Annotated in this window: 19 protein-coding genes and 1 pseudogene; 12 read left to right on the top strand and 8 right to left on the bottom strand. The window is 62.8% G+C overall.

Translation table 11 applies throughout. The annotated features are described in order from the left end of the window. Positions 1-151 precede the first annotated feature (151 nt). The gene (locus ACTODO_RS00775) at positions 152-871 is read left to right on the top strand and encodes a hypothetical protein (RefSeq protein ID WP_003790260.1); all 720 of its coding nucleotides are present in this window, start codon (positions 152-154) and stop codon (positions 869-871) included. Between the two features lie 20 nt (positions 872-891). On the opposite strand, the gene ACTODO_RS00770 is transcribed toward ACTODO_RS00775, so the two are convergent. After that, positions 892-1,764, bottom strand: coding sequence for an EamA family transporter (locus tag ACTODO_RS00770; RefSeq protein ID WP_003790257.1), 873 nt, complete (start codon positions 1,762-1,764; stop codon positions 892-894). Between the two features lie 143 nt (positions 1,765-1,907). On the opposite strand from ACTODO_RS00770, the gene ACTODO_RS00765 reads away from it, so the two are divergent. Further along, entirely contained in the window at positions 1,908-2,900 is a 993-nt protein-coding gene (locus ACTODO_RS00765) for an EcsC family protein (RefSeq protein WP_003790255.1), read from the top strand. Positions 2,901-2,961: 61 nt separating this feature from the next. Here the strand turns inward: ACTODO_RS00765 and ACTODO_RS00760 are convergent, their stop codons facing one another. Continuing rightward, positions 2,962-4,203 (bottom strand): beta-N-acetylhexosaminidase, encoded by a 1,242-nt coding sequence (locus tag ACTODO_RS00760; RefSeq protein WP_050749171.1) that lies wholly within the window; start codon positions 4,201-4,203, stop codon positions 2,962-2,964. Positions 4,204-4,266: 63 nt separating this feature from the next. On the opposite strand from ACTODO_RS00760, the gene ACTODO_RS10400 reads away from it, so the two are divergent. From ACTODO_RS10400 to ACTODO_RS00735, 5 genes are all read left to right on the top strand, one after another. Continuing rightward, a complete protein-coding gene (locus tag ACTODO_RS10400) occupies positions 4,267-5,412 on the top strand; it encodes an ROK family protein (RefSeq protein WP_003790251.1) in 1,146 nt (381 codons plus the stop codon). Positions 5,413-5,482: 70 nt separating this feature from the next. Next, complete coding sequence (locus ACTODO_RS00750; RefSeq protein ID WP_244262488.1) at positions 5,483-6,790, top strand: extracellular solute-binding protein; 1,308 nt, start codon at positions 5,483-5,485, stop codon at positions 6,788-6,790. After that, positions 6,790-7,731: a carbohydrate ABC transporter permease gene (locus tag ACTODO_RS00745; protein ID WP_003790247.1), complete on the top strand. Its 942-nt coding sequence runs from the start codon at positions 6,790-6,792 to the stop codon at positions 7,729-7,731. Before ACTODO_RS00750 ends, ACTODO_RS00745 begins: the two co-directional genes overlap by 1 nt. Next, on the top strand, positions 7,728-8,606 hold the full coding sequence (locus ACTODO_RS00740) for a carbohydrate ABC transporter permease (RefSeq protein ID WP_034511745.1): 879 nt from the start codon (positions 7,728-7,730) through the stop codon (positions 8,604-8,606). Before ACTODO_RS00745 ends, ACTODO_RS00740 begins: the two co-directional genes overlap by 4 nt. Positions 8,607-8,728: 122 nt before the next feature. After that, positions 8,729-10,222, top strand: coding sequence for an alpha-amylase (locus ACTODO_RS00735; protein ID WP_003790243.1), 1,494 nt, complete (start codon positions 8,729-8,731; stop codon positions 10,220-10,222). Positions 10,223-10,312: 90 nt separating this feature from the next. On the opposite strand, the gene ACTODO_RS00730 is transcribed toward ACTODO_RS00735, so the two are convergent. Beyond that, a complete protein-coding gene (locus ACTODO_RS00730) occupies positions 10,313-11,131 on the bottom strand; it encodes a type III secretion system chaperone family protein (RefSeq protein WP_003790239.1) in 819 nt (272 codons plus the stop codon). Positions 11,132-11,294: 163 nt separating this feature from the next. Between ACTODO_RS00730 and ACTODO_RS00725 the strand changes: the two genes are divergently transcribed. Next, positions 11,295-12,329, top strand: coding sequence for an EcsC family protein (locus ACTODO_RS00725; protein ID WP_003790236.1), 1,035 nt, complete (start codon positions 11,295-11,297; stop codon positions 12,327-12,329). Positions 12,330-12,394: 65 nt separating this feature from the next. Continuing rightward, complete coding sequence (locus ACTODO_RS00720) at positions 12,395-13,483, top strand: EcsC family protein (RefSeq protein WP_003790234.1); 1,089 nt, start codon at positions 12,395-12,397, stop codon at positions 13,481-13,483. Between the two features lie 18 nt (positions 13,484-13,501). Here the strand turns inward: ACTODO_RS00720 and ACTODO_RS10950 are convergent, their stop codons facing one another. Next, positions 13,502-16,030: a hypothetical protein gene (locus tag ACTODO_RS10950; RefSeq protein WP_003790231.1), complete on the bottom strand. Its 2,529-nt coding sequence runs from the start codon at positions 16,028-16,030 to the stop codon at positions 13,502-13,504. A gap of 242 nt (positions 16,031-16,272) precedes the next feature. Between ACTODO_RS10950 and ACTODO_RS00710 the strand changes: the two genes are divergently transcribed. Both ACTODO_RS00710 and ACTODO_RS00705 read left to right on the top strand, forming a co-directional pair. Further along, on the top strand, positions 16,273-16,899 hold the full coding sequence (locus tag ACTODO_RS00710) for a GNAT family N-acetyltransferase (RefSeq protein WP_208853675.1): 627 nt from the start codon (positions 16,273-16,275) through the stop codon (positions 16,897-16,899). Positions 16,900-17,046: 147 nt separating this feature from the next. Beyond that, positions 17,047-17,502 (top strand): MerR family transcriptional regulator, encoded by a 456-nt coding sequence (locus ACTODO_RS00705; protein ID WP_003790228.1) that lies wholly within the window; start codon positions 17,047-17,049, stop codon positions 17,500-17,502. 97 nt (positions 17,503-17,599) lie between these two features. Here the strand turns inward: ACTODO_RS00705 and ACTODO_RS10385 are convergent, their stop codons facing one another. Both ACTODO_RS10385 and ACTODO_RS11035 read right to left on the bottom strand, forming a co-directional pair. Beyond that, positions 17,600-18,472: a family 20 glycosylhydrolase gene (locus tag ACTODO_RS10385; RefSeq protein WP_279625063.1), complete on the bottom strand. Its 873-nt coding sequence runs from the start codon at positions 18,470-18,472 to the stop codon at positions 17,600-17,602. After that, positions 18,367-18,636: pseudogene (locus ACTODO_RS11035) on the bottom strand (family 20 glycosylhydrolase); the annotation flags it as partial. The pseudogene ACTODO_RS11035 and the gene ACTODO_RS10385, both read right to left, overlap by 106 nt. Positions 18,637-18,840: 204 nt before the next feature. Between ACTODO_RS11035 and ACTODO_RS00695 the strand changes: the two are divergent. After that, positions 18,841-20,334, top strand: a complete 1,494-nt coding sequence (locus ACTODO_RS00695; RefSeq protein WP_034511742.1) for a glutamine synthetase family protein — start codon at positions 18,841-18,843, stop codon at positions 20,332-20,334. A 62-nt stretch (positions 20,335-20,396) separates the two neighbouring features. Here ACTODO_RS00695 and ACTODO_RS00690 read toward each other — a convergent pair whose 3' ends face one another. Together ACTODO_RS00690 and ACTODO_RS00685 are read right to left on the bottom strand one after the other, a co-directional pair. Beyond that, entirely contained in the window at positions 20,397-21,287 is an 891-nt protein-coding gene (locus ACTODO_RS00690) for a hypothetical protein (protein ID WP_003790219.1), read from the bottom strand. After that, a complete protein-coding gene (locus tag ACTODO_RS00685) occupies positions 21,284-21,862 on the bottom strand; it encodes a 1-acyl-sn-glycerol-3-phosphate acyltransferase (protein ID WP_003790216.1) in 579 nt (192 codons plus the stop codon). The genes ACTODO_RS00690 and ACTODO_RS00685 overlap by 4 nt, the downstream gene beginning before the upstream one ends. Positions 21,863-21,904: the final 42 nt, after the last annotated feature.

Here is a 21,904-nt window from a genome sequence, read left to right as displayed (position 1 = left end):
TGCAGCGGCAGATGACTGGGATGGGGCTTCCCATGACTGGGATCAGATGGCAGAAGCAGATGGGAATAGTGACGTAAAAGTAAGCGCTGACGAAAAATGGGGAGGTCAGGCTGCTCCCGTAGTAGCGCCCCCTGCATCTCAAATCAACAACGTGGATGACGCGGTCCGTTTGTCGAATTCTGCTGATGCAAGCGCAGAGGCGCAGACCTATGCGGAGGACGATAAGTGCGATGGTCACACGATGCATACAGTGACGTTGCCGGATGGGACCGAATCTGCCCCATTCGCGTGCGCACACATTACGCGGAAGGGGGATGGTAATAACGCGGGGCAGCTGCCAACCACGCGGGAGATCCTGTACTACGCAGCGACGACGATTCATGCGGACGGGGCGGGCCTTCATAAGCGGCCCGAAGGGGTTTCGTACACGAACAAGTACATCCCCACGCTCGTCGCGGCCACGCATCCCACGCAGACCCACACCGTTACGCTGCTGGGTCACAACATCACCATCACCCTCACGGCCACAAGCTACACGTGGAGCTGGGGAGATGGAACCCCGGATCTGACCACGACCTCGCCGGGGATGCCCTGGCAAGAGGGCATGGATCCAAACACCGACCCCGCCCTGATTCGTCACTATTACAAGGCGCCGAGCGGGTGGAAGTCTTTCCTGGACGGGCCCTACCCGTCCGCCACGCGCACCATCACACTCACCACCACATGGGCGGGCACGGCCACAAACCCCTTCACGGGTGACACCCAGACGATCAACGGCTTGGTCACTACCACTGAGACGACCGGACCGTTCCCGCTCGGCCATCTCATCGTCAACAACACGGATACCTCAGAAGAAAAACAAGGCCACTAGAACGTCGAGCAGATGCGAATCTACGCCGCCACCATGGCCGCCGTCCCCGCACACATGAGGGCCAGGCCGAGCAGGTAGCGCGGTGTGAAATGCTCGTGAAACGCCACGGCCGACACGGCGACGGTCACGAGGATCGATAGCTTATCGATGGGCACCACGACCGATGCAGGCCCATCCTTCAGTGCGTGATAGTACGCCAGCCACGACGCGCACGTCGCCGCACCCGACGCGACGATAAACGCCAGCTCCCGACCGGGAATCGAGCGGACCTCGCCAAGGCGTCCCTGCATGCACACGATCACCCACGCCATCGCCAGCACCACCAGCGTGCGCACCGCCGTCCCCAGCGTCGGATCAACGCCCGAAATGCCGACCTTCCCGAGGATCGACGTCAGAGCCGCGAACAGCGCGGATGCGAGCGCGAACGTCAGCCAGCTGCCACCCCCGCGCAGCGCACGTGGCAGGCCCGACAGGTCGGAGGGTTCCACCATCAGAAGCGTTCCCGCCGTGATCGCAACAATCCCGCCCGCGCTCCACAAACTCACCGGCTCGCCCAGCAGGACGAGCGCGAGGATGATCGCGAGGACCGTCGACAGCTTGTCGATCGGCGCCACGCGGGACACGTCCCCTCGAGACAACGCCGCGAAGTAGCACAGCCACGAGGCCCCCGTCGCCAACCCGGACAGCACCAGGAACAGCGCAGAAGTCCCATCGATAGACGCAACGCCGGAGGCCGCTCCGGTCAGCGCCGCCATGCCCCACGCCCCCGCGGCCACGACAACCGTGCGCAGCGCCGTCGCGACCGTCGAACTCGTCGAGGCGACGCCCGCCTTCGCGAGGACGGCAGTCAGCCCCGCGAACAGGGCTGACAAGCAGGCAGCGAGGATCCACATGAGACCAGCCTATGCCCGGAACGGGAGGTACGTGGGAGCAGAACTCAGCCCCGGCCTCGTGAGGCCTGCGCTGAGTGGGCGTCGCTCGCTAGAGTGGGACCGGATGCGCGCTGTCCGCGCGCCGTCAGACGAGGAGGAGCTCGATGCCCGACATGATGAACGCCCGTGCCCACAACAGCCAGACGGCTGGAGTTGCCACAGGGCAGCAATCCGAGCCGGAACAGCGAGCGCTCGAGTTCCTGGCGAAGGTCGTGCGCGTGCCCGGCGTGCGCGTCAACCGCGAGGAGTTCCTGCACCAGGAGCTGCGCAAACTCCACATGGGTGACGACGCAATCCAGCGCGCAATCGACTCGAACCCGTTGCTCGCCGGAGTCTCCCTGACCGAGATCGACAGGCTTGCAGAGGAAGCGATCTCCTACGAGACGAACAAGTCGGCGGCCATCTCCTTCGTCGCGGGTATCCCCGGTGGCTTCGCGATGCTCGGTACGATCCCCGCGGACCTGATGCAGTACTACGTGCACGCGCTGAGGATCATGCAAAAGCTCGCCTACCTGTACGGCTGGGGAGATCTCCTCCCGGACGGCCGAGACGCTGACGATGACACGCTCGGCGTGCTCGCCGTGTTTTTCGGCGTCATGCTGGGGGTCGGGGGCGCCGCCCAGTCCCTGACGGCGTTTGCGCGCGTGGCCGCCAAGACCGCATACCGGAATCACGCGACCAAGCGTGCCCTTATGAGCATCACCTGGTACCCGGTCGTCAAGCACAGCCTGCGCCTCATCGGCATCAACATCACGAAGAGCACAGCCGCCAAGGGATTCTCGAAGATCGTCCCCGTCATCGGCGGATTCGTATCGAGTGGCCTGACCTTCATGGCGCTCCAGTCCCAGTCCGCGCTCCTCAAAGAGCACCTGCGCGAGATCCCGCCCCCCGGCGTCGACGTCGACGAGTGGGACCGGCATCGCCTCGGCGCGACCAGGCAGGGACAAACACCTGAGACGGCGACAACTATCAAGAAGGGCCTGCGCGGCAAAGCGAAGGTCGTGATGGTCGGTGCCAAGAGCGCGGCCTCGGGTATCGCCGACGGCGCCTCCGGCATCGCGGATGGTGTCAAGGGGCTCTTCGGGCGCCGCAAGTAACGCACCACCGACGAGGCCGGGGCCGTACCGCGCGCATCAGCGGTACCCAGCCCCGGCCTCGTTATGTGAGGGGGCGGCAGGGTATACCTGCGGACTGTAGCGTCATGATCTCTTCCTCGACTAGTGGGGTGATCTCCGACCAGGGGAGTGCCGCTTCACCGTGCCAAGCAACTTCCGCGACGATGAGGAGTCGGGGGAATAAATGGTAGAAGAGGAGATCCGGAGTCGTGAGAAACTCGCTCCATGCGGCTGCCTGTACACCGATGAGACGTTCACCGTTGAGCAGAGAAGGCAGCTCTTCGCTGATCCGCTGTGGTGTGATGATTCCGTTCATGCCCGTCGGTTCCTCTTCGATCGCCCCAGCCAAGCGATTGAGATAGAGGAGATCGGCATCGCATTGCACCCATTGTCTGCCGCTCGCACGAGCATCACGTGCCCCCAGACCGTTCTCGCGCCACCCGAGTACGAGGGCGTCAGTTGGCAAGTCTTTTCCTGCCATCCCGACGATCTCGTCCCATCCGGCAAGCCTCCTACCAAACGTGGCGAGAACAGCTGCACAGTGGGAGAGGAACAGCCTCTGAATGTCGGCTCCGTTTGTGACATCCTGGTCATGCATGCGTTCCATGAGAGCCTCGTCGGCCTCCCATTCCTCCCAGCGGCACTCGTCGCCTCCGACATGGATAACGGGCGAATCAAAGAGCTCGCATACCCGGCTCAACGCGGCCTCAACGAAGCGGAAGCTCTCCTGTGAAGGCCACAGCATGTCGTTGCGCCACTGACGTGTGCGCGGCCTGCAGCCCGCCAAGCGTGGGCACCCGAGCTCCGGGTATGCGTAGATTGCAGCTGCCATGTGTCCGGGGATGTCAACCTCAGGGACAATCGTGATGCCGCGCTCGTGCGCAAAGGAAACCAAGCTTCGGATATCCTCCGCGCTGTAGAATCCGCGCGTGGAGTTGGTGGATGCAGCTTGCCAGGTCTCCTGACGTCGGTCCGCGTCGACGTTGTCGTACCAGGAGTAGGGCTCACGTGGCATTGTTGCCCCGGTTGTTGTGAGTGCTGGGTATTCAGGAAGCGGAAACCTCCAACCTGCGTCGTCTGTCAGGTGCCAGTGCAAGGTGTTCAACCCGTAGCGAGCCATTAATGAGATGACCGTACGCATCGTGTCGGTGTGCCAGAATGTGCGTGACGAGTCGATAAGGAGACCGCGCCAGGCGTACGTGGGCTTGAGGGAGCGATCATGGGGGATCTGGGAGTCCCCCTCGGGCACGACGGTATCTCTAGAAGGAAAACTGATGATGGCCACGTTGCCTCCGCTTCAGCATAGTATTCTGTCACGTAGAGTAACAGAAATCTGTGAGGGAGTGTCATGAAAGGTAACAATCGTCGACACGTGATCGCCGAGCTTGTTGAGCGTGGGCCTATGCATCGCGCTGAGCTCGCGCGTTCCCTGTCTGTTACGAGGACGACGACGACAAACGTCGTTGCTGATGGAGTCGCCTGTGGTGTCCTGTGCAGTGGGGAGGGGCTCAAGGCGGATGTCGGTATCAGTGAGTCCGTCGGTTTTCTTCTCTCCGTCATTTTTCGGGCGGCCTCCACGCTCGTTCTTCTAACTCGTGCTGATCGGACGCCCGTACACACCTCCCGTCTTGCTATTGACCCGGCCACTCCGGGGCGTGCGCGCATGGAAGCGGCGTTGGCTTGCGTTCGGGAGGCTCTCGGGGAGAGTGGTCGCCGGGTGCTTGCAGCGTATGTTGCCGTCAATGCTCAGATCGATAGTCGGAGTGGTGAGGTGGTTACCTCTGCCGCCTCTCGGCTATGGGGTGGGACTAATCCGAAAGAGTATTTTCGTGATGCTCTCGGGTGTGAGGTCATCGTTGATAATGAAGTGCGCACGAGTGGGTATGCGCAGTATGAGGCTGGGGGGTGCCGGGTTGGATCCCAGCTTTATGTGCATCTTGCATATGGGATTGGCTGTGCTCAGATCGTCGATGGTGTGAGTGTGCGCGGTGCGCGCGGCGGGGCGGGTGAGCTCGGGCATGTGAGTATTGATCCGCATGGCAAGCCCTGCGAATGTGGGGCTCGGGGTTGTCTCATGCAGTACGTCGGCATCCGGGCGGTCAATGAGCGTGCTTCTGTTGTCTGGGGAGAGGGTGCTGATGCTTCGACCCTTGCTGCTCGTGTCCGCTCGGGAGATCGTGTTGCTCAGTCGATTGTCTGGAGTCTTGCTGATGAGCTGAGTGAAGCGCTCGTATCTGCGTTGCACCTGATGAATCCAGAGGAGGTTGTCATTGGTGGCCTCATTGATGGCATGGGGGAGGTTCTGGCTGGGCCTGTTGAGCGTGCTCTCTTAAGCCGTTCCTTGCCTCTGAGTGTCCGGGGGTTGAGTGTGCGTGCGGCTGTTCCGACTGATGTTGCGGTTGCGGGGCTGGGTGTTTTGCTCTCGATGGATGAAGTGTGTGTCGAGCTGGTGAATCAGTGTGAGGTTGCGTGGGGTAACTGTCACGATAGTTGACACAGAGCTTTGTGTGTGAGATTCTAATCACTGCTACGCAGTGTCGCGTACTCACTCGAGAGGAAAACTCATGTCTCACTCAACACTGGCCAAGATGGCCGCGATGGGACTCGCAGGGGCCTGCGCCCTAGGCCTGAGCGCCTGCGGTTCCGCCTCTGATAGCTCCAAGGAATCAGGAACAACCAGCTCTGCTGCAACAACCGGGCAGAACGTGCGCGTCTGGTTCATGGAAGGATCAATCCCAGACGATGCGGTGAAGTACCTGGAAGACACCTTTGCTGCCAACAATCCCGGCAATACGCTCACCGTCGAGATCCAGCCCTGGGATGGCATTGTCAACAAGCTGCAGACCTCTCTCGCCTCGGACGCTGAAAGCCCTGATCTGGTTGAAACCGGAAACACGCAAACTGCTCTCTTCGCTTCCGTCGGAGCCTTTGCGCCGCTCGATGGCCAGTACGAGACCCTAGGTGGATCCAAACTCATTCCTAGCTTCGTCGATGCCGGAACCTGGGAGGGGCACAAATATGCTCTGCCGCTCTACGCAGGAGCCCGTGGCGTCTACTACCGCAAGGACCTGCTCGAAAAGGCAGGGATCAGTGTCCCGACCACGCTCGATGAGCTCGCGCAGGCAGCCATCGACATTGGAAAGGCCAACCCCGATAACGTCGACGGATTCTCCGGAATGTACCTGGCTGCAGTCGATATCCACGGTGTTGAATCCCTTATGTTTGCCGGCGGCGGTGACTACGCGAAGATGGACAATGGTAAGTGGACTGCCCTCATCAACAATGATGCTTCCATCGCTTCCTTGACCCGTGTCCAAAAGATCTTCAAGGAGGGAACTGCCTACGCGCTCGCCGACCAGGCATCCCAGAAGAGCTTTGAGAAGTTCTTCAACGAGAACAAGGTCGCGTTCATGGTTGGTACCGGCAACGTCGGGGAGAAGATCGACAAGTCCCTCTGGGATGAAGGCAAGGTTGGTGTCATGCCGATTCCGAGCACGACAGCCGGAACCGTCGGCCAGACATTCGCTGGCGGATCCTCCATTTCGATGGCTGCTAAGGCCCACAACCCTGAGCTGGCAGCTAAGGCTCTCGAGATCATCTACTCGAAGGATTTCCAGGAGTCAATCGCCAAGGCTGGATGGACGCCAGGCAACTCAGCCTATGCGAGTTCGCAGACGGGAGCCTTCGCTGAGATTGCACCGACTATCGTCGAGAACTCCAAGCTCACGCCCAACACGCCGCAGTGGGGTGCCGTCGCAGGTGACAACGGGCTGCGTGATTTCTTCATGGCTATCGCACAAGGGGCTGATGTGCGCTCGACCGCCAGTGACTTCTCCAAGAAGCTCACTGAAGCTTTGAACTCCGAGCAGTGATGAGCGCTGCAACCGCCTCGCCTGCTCGCTCGGCGTCTTCGCGCCGAGCGAGCAGGCGTGCCATCCCGTACTTGCTGCTTGCGCCGGCGACAGTCGTCGTCCTGGTCGTCCTCGGCTATCCGATGCTGCGCCAGTTCGTTATGTCGTTCCAAAAGTTCGGCCTCAAACAGCAGTTTGGAGCCCCTCCGGAGTGGGTCGGCTTCGACAACTACACCTCGATTCTCACCGACAGCTACTTCTGGACAGTCACAGCGAAATCTCTTGCATTTTGTCTGTGGACCGCCGGGTGGACGATGACTCTGGCGATCGCCTTTGCTCTCATGATGAAGGCTGCATCCGCTCCTGTGCGCACCTTGATGAACGCGGTGCTCGTCATTGTCTGGGCGATGCCGCTCCTGGCCACACTGACAGTGTGGCAATGGCTCGTCAACAAGAACTTCGGACTGCTCAACTACGTTCTCGCGGTCCTCGGATTCGAAGAAGCCTCGCAGACCGCCTGGCTTGCGCAGAGCTACTGGACGTTCTTCCTTATTGCTTCGGCCATCATTGTGTGGGCATCCATGCCGTTGGCCACGATCTCAATCTACGCGGCTATGACACAGATTGATGAGGCCCTCATCGAGGCAGCGCAGATCGATGGCGCGTCCTATTGGCAGCGTTTGCGCTACGTCGTATTCCCGTCGGTGTCACCTGTTATCGCACTCATCGGCGTTCTTCAGGTCATATGGGATCTGCGCGTGTTCACGCAGATCTACGTGCTTCAACAGTCCGGATCGATTTCCGATGAAACGAACCTGCTGGGCACTTATATCTACAAGGTCGGTATTTCGCAGGGCAACTACGGAGTTGCCTCCGCCCTGGCAACTATCGTCCTTCTCATCACTCTCGTGATCACCTCTCGATACATTCATATGCTCTTCACGAAGGGGGATCGTGTATGACCGTGACAGCTTCGCCTCGCACAGCCATGCCACGTCGACGCAGCGGCCGTGCCCGTATCGGTGTTGTATTGGTCAATGTCACCTTGACCCTATGCGCCCTGGTTTGGCTCCTGCCCGTCTACTGGATGGTGAACTCATCTCTCCAGACAGACCGTAATTTATTGGCGTCTCCCCCGAAGCTCGTGCCTGCTCCGCTGACGTTTGACCACTTTCACTCGGTCTTGGTCTCACCGGTTTTTCATCGTGCACTCGGGATGTCGCTTCTGACAGCACTGATCACTGTTGTCACCACAACGACCCTGTCCCTGTTGGCAGCGTTGGCTCTCACTCGTTTCCAGTTCAGGGGTAAACGCACATTCATTGTCGCTGTTCTTGTCGTCCAGATGATCCCGGCCGAAGCGCTGTTCATCTCCCAGTACAGGATGCTTGACGCGTGGAGTCTCCTCAACTCTGTTGCTGGACTCTCGCTCCTCTATGTCGGCGGAGTGCTGCCCTTTGTTACCTGGATGATGCGAGGGTACGTGGACGCCGTCCCGGAGGAGCTTGAACAGGCCGCAATGATCGATGGTTGCTCTCGGGTGGGCGCCTTCATGCGGGTGACGTTGCCGCTGCTCGCCCCCGGCCTGGTGGCGACCAGCGTGTTCTCCTTCCTGCACTCATGGAACGAATACACGCTTGCCCTCATCGTGCTCTCGCGTGACAGTGCGGTCACTCTGCCGCTGTGGTTGCAGTCCTTCCAACAGGGTTTGCGTGGCAGCGACTGGGGTGGAGTTATGGCCGCGTCCACGATCATCACGATCCCCGTCCTCATTCTGTTCATGATTGTGCAGAACCGGATGAGTGCCGGTCTCGTCTCCGGCGCCGTCAAGGGGTAGCCTGACGAGGCCGGGGCCGTACCGCGCGCATCAGCGGTACCCAGCCCCGGCCTCGTTACCGTGTATACCCCGCCACTGTTTCCCATTCTCGCGCGCCCGGGGGCGGGGAAACCTGCCACGATATGCGGGTGAATGAGACGATCGAACCGGCCCTGGCCTCGTCCATGACGGAGGCGGGCCCGCTGATCCTGCAGGCTTTCGCCTGGGACATGGTGCCGGACGCCAGCCACTGGCGCTACCTCGCCGAGCACGCCCAGGCGATCGCGGACCTGGGCGTCACCATCATTTGGCTGCCGCCCGCCTACAAGGGCCACGAGGGTATCAACGACGTCGGCTACGGCGTCTACGACCTGTACGACCTTGGCGAGTTCGACCAGAGGAGCTCCGTGCCCACGAAGTACGGGACGAAGGACGAGTACCTGGCCGCCATCGAAGCCCTGCACGAGGCGGGAATCGCCGTGTGCGCCGACATCGTCCTCAACCACCGCATGGGCGCCGATGCGACCGAGACCGTGCGAGCCACCCCGATCAACCCCCAGAACCGCCACGAGGCCATCGGGGAGCCCGAGACGATCGAGGCGTGGACCCACTTCACGTTCCCGGGGCGCGCGGGCGCGTACTCGGACTTCACGTGGGACTGGACGTGCTTCCACGGCATCGACTGGGATGAAGCCACGAAGCGCAACGGACTGTGGCTCTTCGAAGGCAAGCAGTGGAACGAGTCCGTCGACACCGAGTTCGGCAACTTCGACTATCTGATGGGCTGCGACGTGCACGTCACCGACCCCCGCGTCAGCGAGGAGCTGGACCGCTGGGGCAAGTGGTACGTCGAGACGACCGGCGTGGACGGGCTGCGCCTCGACGCCGTCAAGCACGTGGGATCGGACTTCTACGCGCGCTGGCTCGAGGACCTGCGCGCCTCCACGGGGCGCCGCCTACCCGCCGTTGGTGAGTACTGGAGCGGCGACGTGCGCGAGCTTAAGGACTACCTGGAGCGGGTCCCCAACGTCATGCTCTTCGACGTCCCGCTGCACTACCACCTACACCAGGCCTCGGTCTCGGATGGCAACGTGGACCTGGCGCGCCTGTGGGAGAACACGCTGACTGCCTCCCATCCGGACAAGTCAGTCACCTTCGTCGAAAACCACGACACGCAGCCCGGCCAGTCCCTGGCCTCCACGGTCGCCCCCTGGTTCAAGGCGGCCGCCTACGCCCTCATCCTCTTCAACGAGGCCGGGGTTCCCTGCGTGTTCTGGGGTGACCTTCTGGGTTCCCCCGAGTCCGACGACCTGCCCGCCGTGCGTGAGCTGCCGGTCCTCATGAGTATCCGAGCCCGCGCGGCTGTCGGCCCGCAGCACAATGCTTTTGATCATCCCGACGTGGTGGGCTTTGCCCGCGAAGGCAAGGACGAGATCCCCGGCTCCGGCTGCGCCGTCATCCTCTCCGATCGAATGGCCGCTGAGAAGACCCTCTACGTGGGAACGCGCCACGCAGGCCAGGCGTGGGAGTGCATCATCGGTGACCACCCGTCCGTGCTCGTCGCGGATGACGGGACCCTCACGGGCGTGGTCAGCGACGGCGGCCTCAGCGTCTACGTGCCCCGCAGCAATGCGTAGAGCATTGGCGCAGCGCGTCGGGCAGTGACCGTATAACGAACCCCGGCCTCGTCCGAAAAGACGAGGCCGAGGAACGTTTCTGTGCGAGCGTTACTCGCTCGCGCCACCCAGTGCGGGGATGCGCTCGATCTGCTCCTTGAAGAAGGACTCGGACGCGGAAATGAAACGGTCGATGTTGATCGACACCTGCGCGTCAGTCATGCCGTAGCGAGACGAGACGAACTGCTCGGCGCACACGCGCTGCGTGCCGTCGTCCAGCGTCGCCACGTAGACCTTGGGCCACTTGGTGGCCGCGTTCCAGTCGTTGCACGCCTGGATGAGGCGCGGGCGCAGCTCCATCGACACATCCTCGCGGATGCCGCCCCACATGCTCAGGTCCGCTCCGTCGTCGATCACGGAGAACACGTAGTAGCCGTTCGTGAAGCCCGTGCGCAGGCGATTGTCCTCAACGTCGTACCTGTAGTCGTTGCGCTCGAAGAAGTCGATAAGTGCACGCATGTCGAGGGGACGTACGACTGTGCGACGCTCGAGGGCGCGCTTGCACTCCTCGATGACCTGTGGAGCGTCCTCGTGGGTCGGGTCCATCGCGAGGCACTGCTCCAGGTACGTCATGGCACTTTCCTCCTCGTCCTGCCAGTACAGGGCGGTGCCGATGCGGTAGTACCACTGCGGGTCTGCCATGCCCTCGGCCTCAACGCTGCGCAGCAGCTCCACAGCGTGCTTGATGTGTTCCTGGAAAGAATCCATGTAGGGCTGAGCGTAATTGATGTAGGCGCGCGCCAGCAGGCTCGTCAGCTCGTAGTCCATCGCGGCCGGGGGCAGGCCCTCGATGAGTGCGATGATCTTCTGGTGTTCCTTCTCCTCATGGAGAAGAGCGATCTGGTTGATGAGCGACTCACGAGATTCCACGGAAGCTCCTTCGTATCGAGGCCGAATCTGACTACCAGGTCACAAGCATAACAGGGGACGCGGCGGCGCTACAGCCTCGCACGAGGCCCTCACTGTGTAGTGTTGGTGAGTTAGCGACCGCGAGAGAAACGGGGAGAGCATGTCTGACGATCTGCGTGCACGCATGAGCGAGTCCGACGCCGCCCATTGGGACGAAATCCAGCGGTGGAAGGACGGGCAGATGCGCCCGATCCGCCCCCGAGTCATCTCCCAGCGCGTCCGCTCGGCGGCCCTCGCGCCCCTGGGTAAGGCGGTGTCCATCGCGCGCAAGGTGCCCGGCGGCGAGGCGCTGACCCGAACCGTGTCCTCCGCTGCCCTCGGCCTCGTCGAGCTGGCAGCCTCCGCATCCGAGGCCTCGGTGCGCCGCAAGCGCATCCTCAAGGCCTATCGTTCCGCGGGCTTTGACGTGCGGACCCTGCAGGACATCCGATCTCTGACGCTCGACGACGTTCTCACCGTCAAGCCCCGCCTGAGCCTGGCCTATTCGACGACCGCGGCCGCCGAGGGCGCGGTGAGCGGCGTCTTCGCCTCGGGTGGTTCCGTTGCCGCAGTGCTTGGCATGGGCGTGGCTTCCGCCCCGGGAGTGGGCGTCACGGCCTCGGCGATCGCCGTTGATATCACGAGCTTCCTGGCTGCCGCGACCCGCCTCGTTGCGCACACGGCCGCGTACTACGGCTACGACTCGGAGGACCCGACTGAGCGACTCTTCTCCACGATGGTGCTCTCACAGGCGATCGATCCGACGGGCAGTGGTCGCGATTTCGTTGTTGAGAAGCAGACGACGATGCTGGCCTTCAATAAGGTGATGCGCGACCTCGCCCGGCGCGGTTCGCTCGACGGCCTCGGCGGCAACGTGGTCGTGAGCGCGATGAACTCCCTTTTCAGTGCGATGGGCGTGCGCCTGGCATCCCGTAAGCTCGCGCAGATCGTCCCCGTCGCGGGCGTCGTCGTGAGTGCCGGGCTCAATGCCGCCCTGATGCGCACCATCGGCGAGACCGCCGATCACCTGTATCGCGAGCGCTTCCTCGCCGAACGCTACGGCCGCGTGGAGCCTGGCGACGGTGCCTCCACTGACCTGGTGAGGCCTGCCGATACCCAGGAGCTGAGCGCAGACATCGCGCGCTACGTGGAGATCGCCGAGGCCGAGAGCCGCCCGTAGGGGAGTGGCAGTCTCGCTCCCGCGGTTCCATGAAGTTGCGATTGTCGGCCGTGTAGGCTGGGGGTATGCCGGATTGTTTAGAAGAAGCGGACAGCGAAGCTGACGACATACGTCAGCGCATGACCGGTGACGATCGTGCGCAGTGGGATGCGATCCAAGAATGGAAGGCTGCTCAGATCAGCCCGCGCAGTCCTCGCGTCATCACTCAGCGCATCCGTTCGTACGTGCTCACCCCTTTGAAAAAGATGGCCGACCTCGCGCGCAAGGTGCCCGGCGGGGCCGCGATTGCGGACAAGACCTCATCGGCTGTCCTGACGCTCGTCGAGCAGGCAACAGCAGCTGCCGAATCCTCGGTTCAGCGAAAGCGAATTGTGAAGGCGTATCGCCGGGCGGGCCACGACATCGAGTGCCTCGAGGACATCCGAAACCTCAACCTGGCCGAGATCCAATCGGTCAGGCCCCACCTGAAGGTCGGATACGCCGTTGCTGCCGTGACGGAGGGAGCGGTGAGCAGCGTATTCGCGACGGGAGGGTCGGTCGCTGCCCTCCTCGGTCTGGGCATCGCTTCGGCACCCGGTATCGGCGTGATCGTGGGGGCGATCGGCCTCGATATCGCGACTTTCTTGGCTTCCTCTGCGCGCCTCGTGTCCCACACGGCTGCGTACTACGGCTATGACACGAAGGACCCAGCTGAAAAGCTGTTTTCCGCGATGGTTTTATCCCAGGCGATCGCCCCGCGTAGCACGGTTGGTGACCATGCCGTCGAGAAGGAGACCTCAATGCGCATGTTCAACAAGGTGGTACGTAAGCTCACCAAACGCGGATCGATGGAGAGCATCGGGAGCAATGCGCTGACCGCGTCCGTGGACTCCTTGTTCGCGGCCCTGGGAGCGCGTCTCGTCGGCATGAAGATGGCGCAGATCCTGCCGATTATCGGCATTATCGTCGGCATGGCCCTCAATGCGTCCCTCATCCGTACCATCGGCGTGACAGCGGACAACCTCTACCGAGAGCGCCTCCTGTTGGAGCGCTACGGACAGGATGAAGCGGATGTAGAGGCCGAGGCCACGTCCGATGGCGCAGACAATCCGGATGATCTGGATGAGGAGCTCGCGCACTACGTCGAGTTTGCCAAGGTCGAGAGCCGCCTATAGGCGCTCCCCGGCGCTCAGTTAGCTGCGCGAGTTCCAGTTCTGCCAGTCGTTCCAGTCATCCTCGTCCTGCGCGTCGACTGAAATCATCGGCGCGTGAGAGGACTCGATCGGCTCATCGATCTCGGGTTCGGGCGCGGTGGCGGCCTCGTTGCGCTTCTTGCGGCGCTTGCCCCAGCCCCACAGCCTGCGGCACTTCTTATCACCTTCCTGCTCGCGCGGGGCTTCCTTCATCTGGGAGATTTCCGCGTTCCAGTCCTCCTGGAAGGGGGTCGCAGCGGCCGGCGCCTGGAAGGCGGCAGGCATCTGCGGGGATGCGGGGGCCTGCGGCTGTTCGACGACCGAAGGCATGGCGGGCGCACTCTGCTCGAACGGAGCCGGCGTCATCTGGGGAGTGGACACCTGAGGGGCGGGCTCGGGCTGTTGCACCGGCGCGGCCGGCTCGGGCGTCCCCCAGTCTGCGGGCCTCTCCCGGCGGACACGACGAATCTGCGCGGTCGGCATCTCCGCGTCATCAATAAACAACATCGACGAGGCCGGGGCGGGTTCCGCGACGGGCTCCGGCTCGACGACGGGGTCCGGCGCGACGATCGGTTCGGGTTCGACGATCGGTTCGGGTTCCGCGATTGGCTCGGGCTCAGCCGCCACGACGGGCTCCGGCTCGATGACGGGTTCGGGCTCAACCACCGCGACGGGTTCCGGCTCGACCACAGCGACCGGCTCGGGTTCGACGATCGGCTCGGGCTCAACCACCGCGACGGGCTCCGGTTCGACGATCGGCTCGGGCTCAACCACCGCGACGGGTTCCGGCTCGACCACAGCGACCGGCTCGGGTTCGACGATCGGTTCAGGCTCGACCACCGCGACGGGCTCCGGTTCGACGATCGGCTCGGGTTCCACGACGGGCTCGGGCACCGGAATAGCAGCCTGGCGGACCTTCGGGATCAGCATCGTCTCGGGAGCGTCGACGGCGCTCGCGGGAGGCGGCGGCACGGGCGGAACGGGAGGCATGGGCACGGGAATCGGCACCTGCTGTGCTGCAGGTGCTTCTTCGGGGGCCGGAACAGGCTGAGGAACATGCGCGTCGCGGACCACCTGACGCTGTGAACGTCTGCTCGGGAACACCGGCTGAGCGTCGGCCGCTTGCTGAGCCTCCGAGGCCTGGCGCGAACGACGATGAAGCGAGGAATCAGAGGCGGACTCCGTGTGAGTCTCTCGCTGTGGTGCCGATGCTACGGCCTGCGGCACCGCCACGACGGGCTGGGACGCTGGCGTGGGTGTCGGAGTGGTGGGCGGGGTAGGCGCGACGGTAGGAGCCTGCGGGGAAGCAGGGGGTGCGGCCGGGGCCGCGCTGCGCTGAGAAACGCCGGTCATCGGGACCTGGAGGGGGCCGCTGGACATGCCGGCGCCAGGCATCGGCTGGCCGGCCATCGGCTGTGCGGGGCGCTCAGGGAAGACCGCAGGCCTGTGGTCCTTGCGCGAGCGTCGCCTCTTGGGAGCCTCCGGGGTCGCAGCTACGGGAGCAGCGGTGGGCATCGGGCGCGACTTGTGCTCCCACGTGAAACCGGTGTCATGCGGCGTCGGCTGCGGAGGATTCAGGGAGGCCGAAGGACGCTTGGTGGGAGCCGGAGCAGGAGCGGACGTAGCGGCGGGCGCAATCGGTGTCGGAGGGGCGTAGCGCTCCACGCCCTCGTTCCCACGAGCAGGAGAGGGACCGTGTACATGCGAAGCCGGGGCGGCGGCCTGCGTTCCGGATGTCGCTTTCTTTCCACGCTTGGCGCGCACAACGTAGACGACAACCACGATGCCGATGACGAGAAGGACGAGGCCAACGATGAGACCGATGAGAAGAGCGATCGGAGGATCGGAGGATTCTTCGGGTGCGGCGGCAGCGTCCGCCGTCGGTGCTACGCTCGAGCTCGCCGAGGCCGAGGTAGGCATCGGGGTCACGCCCCATGGATCCTTCAGTGCATTCGTCGTCGCCGCGGCACTGGGGTCGCCGCCAGGGGTGAGAGACCCTTTCACGGTGATCATTTGGGGGACGGTGTCGGTCCAGGAAGTGACGGAGAATGTGCGGCCCTCGTACGTCGTTGCAGACGTGGAAGCTCCCGCGGTGGCGGACTGTACCTCTCCCTCGACACTCAGGGACAAAGACTTAAGCGTCAAGTCCGGGTGGAACAACTTTCGAGACTCGGTGAGCGTGCGCTCGGCGTGAGCGGTCATGACGAACTCGCCGGAGTCCTCGAGGGAGAACTCAGATTCATTCTCCGCATTCGTGTACATGAGCTGCATGTGGCACACGGTTGCGTCGTCGCGCGTCACAAACTCGACATGCTGGTCCGATGATTTACCGGCGTAGGGCTGGCACGCCGACTCACTCATTGTTCGGGACGGATCAATGATGGTCAGCGTGTCGACGAGCTGGCCGTCCTTGGTCAGGACGAACACCTCCGACAGTGTCGGCCCGTCGGCGGCGTAGGCTCCCGACGGTAGCGTCGACACGATGAGTAGTGCCCCGAGCGTGGCGCACAGGGCGCGAAAGAGTCGCATGCAGTCCTCCTGATATGAACCACTCGATTATCGTCCGTTCGTGGATACAAAGCAACGAGGGGGAGCGCATGCAAGATTACCTGACCGATCGTCAAATATAAGAAGTCCGAGTGACAAAGAAAAACGCGCCTCGTTGACAAGGCTAGATTGGTGTCTATCCCGTAGGATGACAGGTGTCTACCTGCAGTTAGGTTTTTGATAGTAGATTGCTCATGTGCCCATGTTGATGAAGGAGGTGGCCCATGAAGTGTCGACCCGCTACACGCGGCAATATTCCCGAAATGACGCGCATTATCACCGAGGGGTTCCTTGACTATCCGCTGCATATCATGCTCAAGCCCTACCTCTACCAGCCGGACTGTTACCCACAATGCCTGGCCGCGATTAATCGGATGCTCGCGTCCTCCTATCAGTGGGCACGTCACGCACTTGTCGTGGAGCATGAAGGGCAAGTTGTCGCAACGGCGCTCATGCATGATCGCAAGGTTGGCGTGGTGCGTAACTTCGTCAGTGGAGGCTATGAGCTCTTCCGCTACGCCTCCCCGCACCTCGTGGCTGATTTTCTCGACGTGACCGACCGATCTGATCAGATCGCCATCGATAATGGCGATTTCGACTGGTATCTCGAGGTGCTCTCCGTTGACGCGAGCATGCGTGGTCGCGGCGTGGGGCGTTGGCTGGTCTCCAAGGTCCTGCCGGATTTCGTGGCGAAGCGCGGTGGGCGGGCCTACGGCTTCGTGACCTCGACGGAAAAAAATGCGCGTTTCTATCTTAATGGCGGTTGTGAACTCCTTGACCGCGTCGATGTGCATATGCGTGAGGAGACCTGTCCGATCTGGGCTTTCCAGAGGCGTGCGGAGCTGCTCTAACGCGGGTGCGCTCAGGCGTTTTCTGCCGATTCTCAACTCTGCGTGGCGATAGATGAGCGATTGCGCCTTTGTGCAGGTCGCGGCGCGTGATGCACGTCCCGCACCTCCGCTTGACTTCAAGGACTTGAGGTCTTTTAGGGTGAAGTCATGGTAGGGACTGGCTCCGGGCGCACGTACTCCATCAAGGAGGTAGCGGCGCTCGTTGGGCTGCCCGCGTCCACCCTGCGTTACTACGAGGATGTGAGCGTCATTCCCGCCATCGCGCGTGACCCTTCGAGTGGTCACCGCATCTATCAGGAAGACGACCTTGAGCTGTTGACGTGGGTGTCGTGCCTGTCGGCGTCCGGCATGTCGATTGCTGATATGCGTGAGTATGTTCGCTCGGGCCTTGGTGGTGAGCGCGATATTTCCGAGTTCATCACCTTGCTGGAGCAGCAGGATGAGCGCTTGCGGGAAGAGGCGCAGATTCTTGAGCTGCGTCGCGAGTTCTTGCGGACGAAAATTTCCTACTGGCGTGCGGTCAGGGGTGGGGACGTCCAGGAAGCCGAGCGTTTGGACGCTGCGGCGCGCGCGCTTGCTGAGCGCCTGAAAGCCTGGTCGTAGCACCTTCATAGTCCTAGTGGGGCGGGTTCATGCCTGCTCCGAATCCTGCCCCGCTAGGGGGCACGGGGCCGCGCATTCGACTCGGGTGCGCGGCCCTTTATCGTGGCCGCTGTGGATTCCAGTAGGGGATGGTGCACCGCAGGTGTGCCATCTCGTGTTCAATGAGGGGAGCCAGCTTGTCCCAGGGCGGGGACTCCTCCCCGTGCCACGCTGCTTCCGCGATGACGAGGAGCCTGGGGAGGAGATAGTAGAAGAGGAGGTCTGGGGTGGTGATGGTTGAGGACCATGCCACGGCCTCGACTCCTTTCAGTCGCTCCCCACGCAACGCCTGGGTGGGGTCGTCGAAGAGGGTGTGGGTGGGCTCGAGGGGGCTGCTGGTTCGCCCAGGGTGACTGAGGGTGAGAATCTCGGCGTCCGCCAGGATCCACGGCGCTCCAGAGGATTCGGCGGCCTGGCGGCCAGTGTTCCCGGGACGGTGGGCAAGGAGAGTGGTTCCCGGTGGAGGAGTCGGATAGGGCCTCGTGAGGGAGTCCCAGGCGGCCGCGCGCCTGCCGTGAAAGTGGAGGGCGCGCAGTGCCCGGTCGACAAAGAGCCGCTCAATCGCTGCGCCGGAGGTAAAGCCTGCGCGCATCAGCGAGAGGTCGGATTGCCATGGCCACCAGTCGGTTGATGCTCCTCCGATATGGATGGTCGGAGTGGGGAAGAGAGCGCAGGCGTGATGGAACGCCGCTTCGACGAAGCTGAGAGAGGCGGCGCTGGGCCAGAGGGTTTCGTTGACCCCATGGGGCGCCTTATTGACGCGGGCGGGGTTTCCCAGGTGGGATAGGCGCGGATTGCGGCTCCAGCGTGGGAGGGGATGGAAATATCCGGAACGATGCGGATGTCGCGCGCCGCCGCAAAGTTGACGAGGTGGTGAATGTTGGCGTTCGAGTAGAAACCTTGGGTCGAGTGTGCTGGCGTGAGGCGCCATGAACCTTTTCGGTCGGGAGCGCACTCGGTGTCGTACCAGTCGCTGGGCTGTCGTGGGATGTTTCCGCCGATCGCTGTCAGCATGGGGTATCCGGGCACGTGCATACGCCACCCGGCGTTGTCGGTGAGGTGCCAGTGCAAGACGTTGACTCGGTAGGGCGCCATGACGGTCAGGAGCAATTCCATGGTGGCTCCTTGGACTTGGCTACAAAAGTGTAATAAGTGTCACTAATGATGTGGAATGTTTTCGTTCGTCAATCTGCGGAACTGTTGAAAGGTTGCGATTATCTCCCGACTGTCAGGTTTGTTGAATGGGTCTACAATGGTCGTGCTGATGTGAATCCAGTCATACTCAAAGAGGAGTGCTTCATGCTGTCGACCGACACCGTTTCCCTCAGTCCAAATCCCCTCGTTGCTGCCCTCGGAAAGCCGGCGAAGGAATTTACGAAAGCCGACATCATCGGCTATATCGAGGACAACGGCATCAGGATGCTCAACCTGCGCTATATCGGAGGGGACGGTCGCCTGAAGACGCTGAACTTCGCGATTCAGTCCAAGGCGCACTTGGATCGTGTGCTGACGCTGGGTGAGCGCGTCGACGGCTCGTCACTCTTCGCCTTCGTTGAGGCAACCTCCTCGGACCTGTACGTCGTGCCCCGCCTGGCCACGTCCTTCCTCAACCCCTTCTCGCACATTCCGACCCTGGATATCCTGTGCGGCTTCTACGACGTCGACGGCAAGCCCCTGGCCTCGGCGCCGCAGGAGATTCTGCGCAAGGCCCAGCGCGCCCTGAAGGAGGAGACGGGTTGTGAACTGCAGGCCCTCGGTGAACTCGAGTACTACCTCTTCTCCGACGAGGAGGACCTGTTCCCTGTCGAACCGCAGCGCGGCTACCACGAATCGGGGCCCTTCTCGAAGTGGGAGAGCGTGCGCACGGAGACCCTCTTGCATCTGGTGTCCATGGGGTGCTCGGTCAAGTACGCCCACTCGGAGGTCGGTAACTTCGTGTCCGACGGTCGTCAGATGGTCCAGCAGGAGATCGAATTTCTGCCCGTGGACGCCCTGGATGCCGCCGACCAGATGGTGCTCGCCAAGTGGGTGCTGCGCGAGGTTGCCCACTCCTACGGCATTCACGTCTCTTTCTCTCCGAAGATCGCGGTTGGCCAGGCCGGTTCGGGCATGCACTTCCATACCCGCCTCGTCAAGGACGGTGTCAACCAGTTCTCGACGGGATCGGGCCTGACGGAGACGGCCCTGAAGGTCATCGGCGGTTACCTGTCGCATGCCGCTTCCCTGACCGCCTTCGGCAACACGGTCCCCACCTCCTTCCTGCGCCTCGTGCCGCATCAGGAGGCCCCCACGGCGATTTGCTGGGGCGACCGTAACCGCTCCGTCCTCGTGCGCGTGCCCCTGGGATGGCAGAACATTGACGACTCGATGTTCCGTGATGCGAACCCCGCCGAGCCTCCCATCGACGAGCTGCCGAATGACTCGCAAACGGTCGAACTGCGCAGCCCCGACGGTTCTGCGGCCGTCCACCTGCTGCTGGCCGGTATCGCGGTCGCGGCACGTATTGGGCTGACCGAACCGGGCATGGCCGACTACGCGCGCGAACGCAAGGTCGACGGCGACGCCTCGCAGACCCCCGACCTCGATCAGCTGCCCGGCTCCTGCTTCGAGGCCGCCGGTAGGCTCCTCACCCAGCGCGAGGACTACGAGGCGAAGGGCGTGTTCCCCGCCGGCCTCATTGATTCGTGGGCGTCTCACTTGGTTGCACTCGGGGACATGCACCTGCGCGACGACCTGGCCGACTCGCGAATTTCGGTGGAAGAACTCGTCGAACGCTACTTCCACATCGGCTAACGACACGTGCCCCGGCCTCGCAAAGAGGTCGGGGCACGTGTCGTTGTCACAGACGAACGAGGTCACTCGGGCGGGGCGAAACGTTCTTCGTTCGAGGGGGCCTCGGAGCCCTTCGAGATGGCCGCGCTGCGCGCGTAGGGGAGCGCGGAGGTCTGACGCGCACCCGACTGAGCGCGGCGCGCATTCTTCAACGAGGCATCGTGATCGAACTGAGCGTCTGCTGCTCGCCGCTGCGAGGCGGCGCGGCCACGCACAAGCGCTCCGATGATCACCAAGGCCAACACCGACCCAGTCACTGCGAGGACGGGCATCAAAGAACGCCCAACCGAGCTACCACCTCGCTGCTCAGAGGAAGATACGGGGCTGGTGCTCGACGAGGGGGAGGGGGATGGCGCCGGCGCGGAGGCCCCCGGCGCAACTGAGCCCGACGCACTCACGTTGTCCGTCACGCCGTGCCACACGACAGTGCTCGCATCCTTCTTCGTGGACGACGAAGGAACCGAAATCTCCCCGCCGTCAGAGGCTTCGACGACAACTGAATCGTGAGCGATGAGGGTCACCGACTCGATCGAGGCCGACGCCTCGGGCGAGGAAAAACCCTCCAGCAGTCGGGCCGACGTCGACTCGAAGTGGAAGACCCCACCGTCGTCAACCGAGACGACCTCGGCGCTCGCGTCCTCGAGGTTCCAGGTGAAACGGCATCCCAAGACCCCGCCCACATCCACCAGCAGCGAGGAAGTCGCCTGCGCGGCTGTGCCCATCGACTGGCACTGCTCACCGATCAATGCGTGATCCGTCGACAGGGTCACCTCATGGGTTGCGCTCACGCCCGGCGTCATCTCGTAGACCTCGACGAGGCGAATCTGCGTTGGCTCGTCCGCATACGCCGCAGCGCCGCCCGCCGTCAGTGCGAGAGCCCCAGCGGTGCCGAGCAGCGCTCGCGTGAGCCTCATTCGGCCTCGTCCTCAGCGCGCAGTCGCGGAACAGATGTCTTCTCAGGGTGAATACCCACCTTGTCGGCGTAAAACGCGCGGATGGCCTCCATGTCGGCGTGCACGTCGCCCGTCAGCTGGTACGTCGGGCCCCAGCCGAACGTGCGGGTGTTGCGGTCGATGAAGCCCAGCTGGATCGGCACGCCTGCCTCCATTGCGATGCGGTAGAAGCCGGACTTCCAGAAATCACGCGGCGATCGCGTGCCCTTGGGCGTGATGCACAGCGTGAAGGTGTCTGCCTCGCGGATGCGCTGGGCAACCTGCTCGACCAAGCCGTGCGAGGCGCTGCGCTCAACGGCGACCGCGCCAATCTTTTTCACGAACCAGCCGAGCACCGGGGCCTTGACGACGGAATCCTTCACGAGGAACGAGAAGGTGCGCCCAGACTTCCACATGGAAATCGCCATAAAGACACCGTCCCAATTCGAGGTATGCGGGGCGCCGATGACGATGACCTTGTCCGGCAGGGGTTGCGTGGACAGCTTCCAGCGGGAAACAGACAGGTACGCGGACGCGATCGCGGAAGTGAGAGCCATGAGGGCCTTTCTGGTCGTAGCTGGAGCCAATCCTACCCGCGG

The sequence above is a fragment of the Schaalia dentiphila ATCC 17982 genome (assembly GCF_000154225.1).
Lineage (GTDB): Bacteria > Actinomycetota > Actinomycetes > Actinomycetales > Actinomycetaceae > Pauljensenia > Pauljensenia dentiphila.
This window is presented reverse-complemented; position numbering and strand designations above follow the sequence as displayed.

Coding starts and splice junctions, on each gene's coding strand:
- ACTODO_RS00710 (WP_208853675.1), top strand. CDS start 16,273: ATGAAGTGTCGACCCGCTACACGCGGCAATATTCCCGAAATGACGCGC.
- ACTODO_RS00745 (WP_003790247.1), top strand. CDS start 6,790: ATGAGCGCTGCAACCGCCTCGCCTGCTCGCTCGGCGTCTTCGCGCCGA.
- ACTODO_RS00690 (WP_003790219.1), bottom strand. CDS start 21,287: ATGAGGCTCACGCGAGCGCTGCTCGGCACCGCTGGGGCTCTCGCACTG.
- ACTODO_RS00725 (WP_003790236.1), top strand. CDS start 11,295: ATGAGCGAGTCCGACGCCGCCCATTGGGACGAAATCCAGCGGTGGAAG.
- ACTODO_RS00735 (WP_003790243.1), top strand. CDS start 8,729: ATGCGGGTGAATGAGACGATCGAACCGGCCCTGGCCTCGTCCATGACG.
- ACTODO_RS10400 (WP_003790251.1), top strand. CDS start 4,267: ATGAAAGGTAACAATCGTCGACACGTGATCGCCGAGCTTGTTGAGCGT.
- ACTODO_RS00720 (WP_003790234.1), top strand. CDS start 12,395: ATGCCGGATTGTTTAGAAGAAGCGGACAGCGAAGCTGACGACATACGT.
- ACTODO_RS00685 (WP_003790216.1), bottom strand. CDS start 21,862: ATGGCTCTCACTTCCGCGATCGCGTCCGCGTACCTGTCTGTTTCCCGC.
- ACTODO_RS00770 (WP_003790257.1), bottom strand. CDS start 1,764: ATGTGGATCCTCGCTGCCTGCTTGTCAGCCCTGTTCGCGGGGCTGACT.
- ACTODO_RS10385 (WP_279625063.1), bottom strand. CDS start 18,472: ATGGCGCCTCACGCCAGCACACTCGACCCAAGGTTTCTACTCGAACGC.
- ACTODO_RS00765 (WP_003790255.1), top strand. CDS start 1,908: ATGCCCGACATGATGAACGCCCGTGCCCACAACAGCCAGACGGCTGGA.
- ACTODO_RS00695 (WP_034511742.1), top strand. CDS start 18,841: ATGCTGTCGACCGACACCGTTTCCCTCAGTCCAAATCCCCTCGTTGCT.
- ACTODO_RS00750 (WP_244262488.1), top strand. CDS start 5,483: ATGTCTCACTCAACACTGGCCAAGATGGCCGCGATGGGACTCGCAGGG.
- ACTODO_RS00740 (WP_034511745.1), top strand. CDS start 7,728: ATGACCGTGACAGCTTCGCCTCGCACAGCCATGCCACGTCGACGCAGC.
- ACTODO_RS10950 (WP_003790231.1), bottom strand. CDS start 16,030: ATGCGACTCTTTCGCGCCCTGTGCGCCACGCTCGGGGCACTACTCATC.
- ACTODO_RS00705 (WP_003790228.1), top strand. CDS start 17,047: ATGGTAGGGACTGGCTCCGGGCGCACGTACTCCATCAAGGAGGTAGCG.